This is a genomic window from Bacillaceae bacterium S4-13-56 (assembly GCA_040191315.1).
GTDB lineage: Bacteria > Bacillota > Bacilli > Bacillales > JAWJLM01 > JAWJLM01.
In genome coordinates this window covers 1-6,067 of sequence record JAWJLM010000128.1, presented here as the reverse complement: position 1 = coordinate 6,067, position 6,067 = coordinate 1, and the positions used below count along the sequence as shown (strand labels likewise).

Sequence of the window (6,067 nt, the reverse complement as noted above, 5' to 3'; positions counted from 1 at the left end):
TATATAGTGTAACAAATCTATAGAAACTTAACTAAGGTGTGTCCATGAAACTATACTAGCATCAGTTATTTATAATTTGTTTATATAATGTTTCTATCTTCTCTTCAACAATAGTAAGGAATATTGAATTATCCTCATTTAGTTTTATCGGAATTTTAAGTTTTTGAAAAAGCAGAGTAACAATTTCATCAGAACCTTGGATTTTCCCAGTTTCTAATTTGCTAAGATAAGAGATAGAACATATTTCTTTTGCAACCTTTTCTTGAGAAAGCCCATTCTTTTTTCTAACAAATCTTAATGTTTCTCCGATACCTTCCAACGTTCCCCCTCCAAACAAAAAGCTTTTATACAATTTTACCCAAAATTTTCAAAAAAAAAAGTAATATGATATGAGCCCAGTACTCAAAACTGTTAATCGATATTAATAAATCCATATGGAATTGTCTAAATGACTTATCCTTTTTTGTATTAACCTATTAACGTAAAGAAATATGAAGAGAATTCTTCCTGGGTGTGAGGCTGTTCGTAACAAAAGGGTACTCATGAATTAATAAATTATTATACGACTTAATTATTTTAGTTTATAATTTAATTGTTCAAGATACAATCTGATTGTAGAAGCACAAGAGGAGGGAAGATTCAAAACCCTTTTTCAGATATATAAATTTGCGTTAAATTCTAATTTAACGAATAATAGACAAATAGAATAAGTGTTCGGTATAATATTCCTAGATTTAAATTTATAGGAGGGAGTTTTATGAACGATCAAGACTTTTCTATCTACAATAAATTTGTGGAACATGCAAACTAATACTATGATGGGCATTTTACGATTAAAAAATTTACTACTAATTATCGTGCATGCTTTGGGACCTTACATGATGCTAGTCCGGTAAGAGAGCAAATTAGTAAGATGTCTGAAGGAAAAACGTTATCTGAAGCAATGGTGAAAGCCATGAATACTAATAACTGCGCTTATGAATATTGATTATTACCTAAGAATTGGAGAAACAAAGATTTCAGATTAAGAAAAACTCTCAAATCTTATAAAATCCACCTCGACTATTAGGAGGTGTTTGCATGTTTCTTCACATACGGACTTCTTTACCAATTACATTAAATAATAAATTAACAGAGCTTAAGCACGAACCATCTATTTCTAAAATAGATGAAGTTTGGTCCAATCGTTTTGAATTCAATTTTGATGAATATAGTATCAGAATATTTTTCTTGTCTGATATATTATCCTGGGATCTCAACGAAGACGCTATTCTTTTTGATAACTTAAAATTTTTATTAGTTCAGGGAAGAAAAACAAAACAACTAGTCTTGTTACACATTGATGATGAGGAACAAATAGAGAGAATAAAAGACAAGAATCTAATCGAGATTATTAAGTATAATACTATACTTATTTCTCAAAATGAAGCGAGTAATTAGTAATGGAGACTAATTACCCTATTATATCTGGGACAATTACAAAAATAATAAAGAATAGTAAAAGTGGTCTAAGGTATGTATTATTGTTAACTAATGTAGTTTTCGAAAATGAAGATATAAACGACTTATGGATTCAATTTCAGAACAAGAGATTGTTAAAACTTTTTTTTACTTTATCGAGACATGAGGCTACTTTTTCCCTGCCCTATCTCGTTTCAATAAAGAAACAAAAGTAGAAATCAAGCTTTTTCAAACCTTTCTTCAAGAAATTGAGGAATTTGAATTATCGGACCAAGTTCTCAGCACTTTTTCTGCTTTGATGGCAGACCATATGTATAGAGAAGAATGCTACTACTTATTGAAAGTCGCTCAATCCACACAAACCCCGCCACCGGAGTGTGATCCTACAAAGCCTCGAGCACAAACCCCCTGACAAAAAATAGGAAATACTCAAAAATGGTTTTAATCATTTGAAAGAGGTGATTGAAACCATTATTTTATTACTGTGTTTTGTCCCAGCCTCATCTCTAATTTTTGCCCTAGGTTCGGAGCTAGTATCATCTAATAAAGGCCTGTATATGAAGGGGATGGTTGGCACTCAAATGAATGATAAGGCACGCAAATCTATTAACCGTCAACTGAACAAGATAACGCTTCCCTGTATGTTCAGTTTTGGCCCTGCCACTCTATCTTTGTTTTATGATAAAATTACAGGATAGAAAAAAGTGAGGATTGAAAACAATGAACAAAGTAGAAGTTATAGCACGCAGAGTATTAGGGTGGAAACTAAATAGTGTAAATAAGTGGTTTGATTATGAAAAAGGGATTTTCATAGAAAACTTCCAACCAGAGGAAAACATGGAACATGCCCTGATGATTGTGGAGAGACTAAAAGAATTAGGGTTTTCCTATTCCCAAAAGAGTGATTCTGAGGTTTGCTTTGATCGTTCCTGTGCAACGGGAAAAAGCTTGGCAGAAGCTATTACTAACGCAGCCTTTGAATTAGCAGATAATCGGGCGATAGATGATGAGTGGCTGTAGAAAACAGCCACTTTTTTTCTCCCTACTTTTGTCACATAATACTCAACTAGATAGTTCTATTTTTTCTTCGTTTTTTATCCAATCTTCTTTAGATAAACGATAAGTCGACTGGCACATTATCCGTTGATATTTAGGGTTGAATACATCCTCAATTTTTACTAATTTAAATCCTACCCGTTCCATGGAGCGACAGGAACGATGATTCCCTGTCCAAGCTTGGCTTTGTATTTCATCTACATTCTCAACTAAAAAGGCATAACGATAGACCAGTTCTCTTGACTCCGAAACAATCCCTTTCCCCCACCACTTTACATCCAATCGTTGGGCGTCACCTGAAAAATTGATCCCCTTCTCATCCTCTTGCGGAACACTTAGCCAAAATGTCCCAATCATTTGATCTGACTCCTTCCATAAGATTGACCAAGCGATAATGATGTCTAATTTTTTATACTTTTCCAAAAGTTCATATGTTTCTTGTCTGTGTGCAGGGATGGTATTTCCAGTCCATTCATGTAGTCGTGAATCTTGCATGGCATGAAACCAAGGTTCTACATCTCTCTCTAAATCAATTGGACGCAGAATCACTCTTTCCCCCATCAATACAGGACCATCCATGGAACTCCCTCATTTCACGTAGATTTTTTTATAATATAGAGTAAAAAAGACACTCCATTTCTTATGAAAAAATGAAGTGTCTTCCTACTAGCTGCTATACCTCTTTATATTCATAAGCCCCAAGGCCAACGGCTGCTGCAAGGCCAAGAGCAAAACTTCCGATACTTAGTAAAAGAAGTGTCATATCACTTGCAAACCCAGGAAATATAACAACAGTCGAACCAATAACTAGCCCAATGATTGCTGCGTAAGTCATTGATGGGAAGTGTTCGAGAGAATAACGTATCAATTTACTACTTACAATCAGCCCTACTACGATCCCACTTCCAATGACCATTAACACAGGAATATTCAGATCCTTAAGTGCAGCAATAAAAGACGGGTATATGCCAATGATTAAAAGGACAAACGATCCGCTAATTCCCGGAAGTAACATAGCCATACTCGCTAGCCAACCCGAGAAAAATAAAATAAAGATCGTTGACATAGATAGACTATCCAAAATAGCAGCCGCTTCATCTGGTTTAAAAAATACTAATGAAGCACAAAGAATAGCAGCTACCACGAACATGAAGTAATGACCTGTCCTAAAATTTTTCTTTACCTCTGCCTTTTTTAATAAAAATGGCAAAACACCAATGATTAATCCTAGGAAAAAGAAATTCGTAGGCTGAGGGTAATTAGCTAATAGCCAATCAACTAAATGGCTGAACAAAAGTAAAGCTCCAACAACTCCCACCCCAAGTGGAATTAAAAATCCCAAATGTTTCTTCCATTCCTTACTAAAAATCCCACTTATTGCAGCAATTAAACGATCATAAATTCCAAGGACAACTGCTATCGTTCCACCACTCACACCTGGAATGACATCGCTCGTCCCCATCGCTAAACCACGATAGATATTCTTCCATTCAACCATAAACAATCTCCTTCTATAAACATTCTCTATTTTATCACTATGCTTGTTCCTCTTATTTTATCAAAAAAACCTTTCAATCAGATATATTATTTTTTTATGAATCACATTCAAAGAAAAAACTCCACTTGTTAAGAAGCCATAGAAAAAATTATTCCTTTTTGAAAATATACTTTAATAATTCGGAATGTTCTTTTGATACACTATAATATTTCTGTCCTCTCTTCGCAATGGCACTTTCATCTTCTAAAAACCAGAGATATGCCTGAATTTCACTTACATGTTTCTCAGGGATATCCAACGTAAAAAACACATCAGGATCGCTACTTAAGGAATGAGGTATACTCGTCTCTTCTACACTGTCGAAAATCTGCCGGATATCATTAATTTTCGTAGTATTTTCTACCACTTTATAAAATTCGATTTTTTCTCCACTCCCATCATTTATAGGTGACCCAACCCTAATGACCTCAGGATCTGAACACCCTAGAAGTAGGAGAAATGAAATAAGAATTACAAGTATCCGCAAAACAATTACCTCCAATGTATTCCTACTAATATATACATAAGACGTATAAACCTATCGAAAAGATTCATAAAAAAGGGCTTTTTTCCAAATTTGGATTCGATGACAAATCTTTGGAACATATGGTAAAGTAGGAAAAACGATGAAAAAAGAGTGTTTTGATGGGGGATGAAAATAAAGATAGGGATCTAGCGTCTATACCGCATGTTTTAACCTTCGTTCCGCTAGGACCTTTTAACATTTTAGTTTCATTACTTTATTGGTTATTTATGAAAGATCGTTCTACCTTTGTAGAACAGCATGCTCGCTCCAATCTAAACCTGCTACTTAGCATGTACTTGTACTGATTAATCGACTTTGCCATCCTATTTATGGTATATCTAATCCTCTCCTTTTTCCCAGAAATAGAAGCACCTGCTATTCTGTTTGGGTTTGGGCTCTATCTATTTGGATTTCTATTTATTCTGCTGCAAATCCTTTATATGCTGATTACTCTTACAATCGCCATTGTCCGTGCTTTACTAGGAAAAGAAGCCCGCTATCCTCTTACGATTAAATTCGTAAAATAAGGAGAGCAGGCTTCTTCTTCATTAGATGGATAGGACTTTCTATCGGCACCAGTTCAACTAGCAAAGGTTTACGAACCAAGTTTAATTATAAAAAGTTGTCGACACGATAGACCTTACCATTTTCAAAACTATGATTAAACAGAAGGTTCATTAAAGCTCCCGCAACTGTGGTTGGAGTTCTTAGGAGACCTTTTTCTTTGTATTCTTTAAATTTTTCCACATCCTGAAAAGCCTCTTCCGTCGAGGAACGGATATCCCCTTGCATGTCAGTATCTATAATCCCAGGGCTAAAGGCTAACACTTGATTTCCAGTTTGCTTTTGGTCTTGTTCTAGTCCGGTTGTTTCAGTGAATCGATCGATTGCCGCCTTCGTGCTCCCATAAACACTCCATCCATGTACAGATCGTTGGGCAGCACCAGAGGTAACATTTACAATTACCATCTCAGTTTGAGGAAGTTCCTTTAAAAAAGTATTAGCAATGATCATTGGTGCAATCAAATTCACATGGACATGATTTACAATTTCCTCTGATTCCATATTCCCAACCGTTTCAATTGGATTGACCACACCTGCATTTTGAATGAGATAAATCTTACTTGGTTCTGTCTCCTTTATGTTTTTAATCAAATGTTTGTTTAATTCGTCTACGGATGAGGTAGAAGAAAGGTCACATAGGAAATGCTGATAATTTACTTCATGGTTCTCAGCTTTTTCCTTGAGGGATTTATTCTCTTGCCGAGACACTCCATACACATGGATCCCTTTTTCCAACATTTGTTCTGCAATGGCTTGTCCCAATCCACGGGAAGCACCTGTTATGATGGCTAGTTCCATTTGTTTAGTTCCTCCTTTTTTCTCTACTATTAATTTAAACTCTGTGAAGAGATAGGTCAAAAAAGGCGTAGGTTTGTTGATTATGATCACCTTAACTTTGTTTAGTGTGAGCGGTTATGGGTTTC

Annotated in this window: 7 protein-coding genes and 1 pseudogene; 3 read left to right on the top strand and 5 right to left on the bottom strand. The window is 35.2% G+C overall.

All coding sequences use genetic code 11. The features are described from left to right. Nucleotides 1-61: 61 nt before the first annotated feature. Nucleotides 62-319 carry a helix-turn-helix transcriptional regulator gene (locus tag RZN25_17900; protein ID MEQ6378681.1) on the bottom strand — a complete coding sequence of 86 codons (258 nt, stop codon included), beginning with the start codon at nucleotides 317-319 and terminating at the stop codon, nucleotides 62-64. A gap of 761 nt (nucleotides 320-1,080) precedes the next feature. On the opposite strand from RZN25_17900, the gene RZN25_17895 reads away from it, so the two are divergent. From RZN25_17895 to RZN25_17885, 3 genes and pseudogenes are all read left to right on the top strand, one after another. Then, nucleotides 1,081-1,440, top strand: coding sequence for a hypothetical protein (locus tag RZN25_17895; protein MEQ6378680.1), 360 nt, complete (start codon nucleotides 1,081-1,083; stop codon nucleotides 1,438-1,440). Between the two features lie 196 nt (nucleotides 1,441-1,636). Then, nucleotides 1,637-1,873, top strand: a pseudogene (locus RZN25_17890) (DUF2935 domain-containing protein). Nucleotides 1,874-2,181: 308 nt separating this feature from the next. Continuing rightward, nucleotides 2,182-2,481 (top strand): hypothetical protein, encoded by a 300-nt coding sequence (locus RZN25_17885; GenBank protein ID MEQ6378679.1) that lies wholly within the window; start codon nucleotides 2,182-2,184, stop codon nucleotides 2,479-2,481. 42 nt (nucleotides 2,482-2,523) lie between these two features. On the opposite strand, the gene RZN25_17880 is transcribed toward RZN25_17885, so the two are convergent. The 4 genes from RZN25_17880 to RZN25_17865 all read right to left on the bottom strand — a co-directional run bounded on the left by RZN25_17880 (nucleotide 2,524) and on the right by RZN25_17865 (nucleotide 5,942). Further along, nucleotides 2,524-3,096 carry a GNAT family N-acetyltransferase gene (locus RZN25_17880; GenBank protein ID MEQ6378678.1) on the bottom strand — a complete coding sequence of 191 codons (573 nt, stop codon included), beginning with the start codon at nucleotides 3,094-3,096 and terminating at the stop codon, nucleotides 2,524-2,526. Between the two features lie 94 nt (nucleotides 3,097-3,190). Then, on the bottom strand, nucleotides 3,191-4,015 hold the full coding sequence (locus RZN25_17875; protein MEQ6378677.1) for a DUF368 domain-containing protein: 825 nt from the start codon (nucleotides 4,013-4,015) through the stop codon (nucleotides 3,191-3,193). Between the two features lie 148 nt (nucleotides 4,016-4,163). Next, nucleotides 4,164-4,541 carry a hypothetical protein gene (locus RZN25_17870; GenBank protein MEQ6378676.1) on the bottom strand — a complete coding sequence of 126 codons (378 nt, stop codon included), beginning with the start codon at nucleotides 4,539-4,541 and terminating at the stop codon, nucleotides 4,164-4,166. Nucleotides 4,542-5,192: 651 nt separating this feature from the next. Then, entirely contained in the window at nucleotides 5,193-5,942 is a 750-nt protein-coding gene (locus RZN25_17865; protein ID MEQ6378675.1) for a (S)-benzoin forming benzil reductase, read from the bottom strand. Nucleotides 5,943-6,067 lie beyond the last annotated feature (125 nt).

Bases quoted from the DNA above. Each gene is read 5' to 3' on its own strand.
- RZN25_17895 (MEQ6378680.1), top strand. From the start codon at position 1,081: ATGTTTCTTCACATACGGACTTCTTTACCAATTACATTAAATAATAAA.
- RZN25_17885 (MEQ6378679.1), top strand. From the start codon at position 2,182: ATGAACAAAGTAGAAGTTATAGCACGCAGAGTATTAGGGTGGAAACTA.
- RZN25_17880 (MEQ6378678.1), bottom strand. From the start codon at position 3,096: ATGGATGGTCCTGTATTGATGGGGGAAAGAGTGATTCTGCGTCCAATT.
- RZN25_17875 (MEQ6378677.1), bottom strand. From the start codon at position 4,015: ATGGTTGAATGGAAGAATATCTATCGTGGTTTAGCGATGGGGACGAGC.
- RZN25_17865 (MEQ6378675.1), bottom strand. From the start codon at position 5,942: ATGGAACTAGCCATCATAACAGGTGCTTCCCGTGGATTGGGACAAGCC.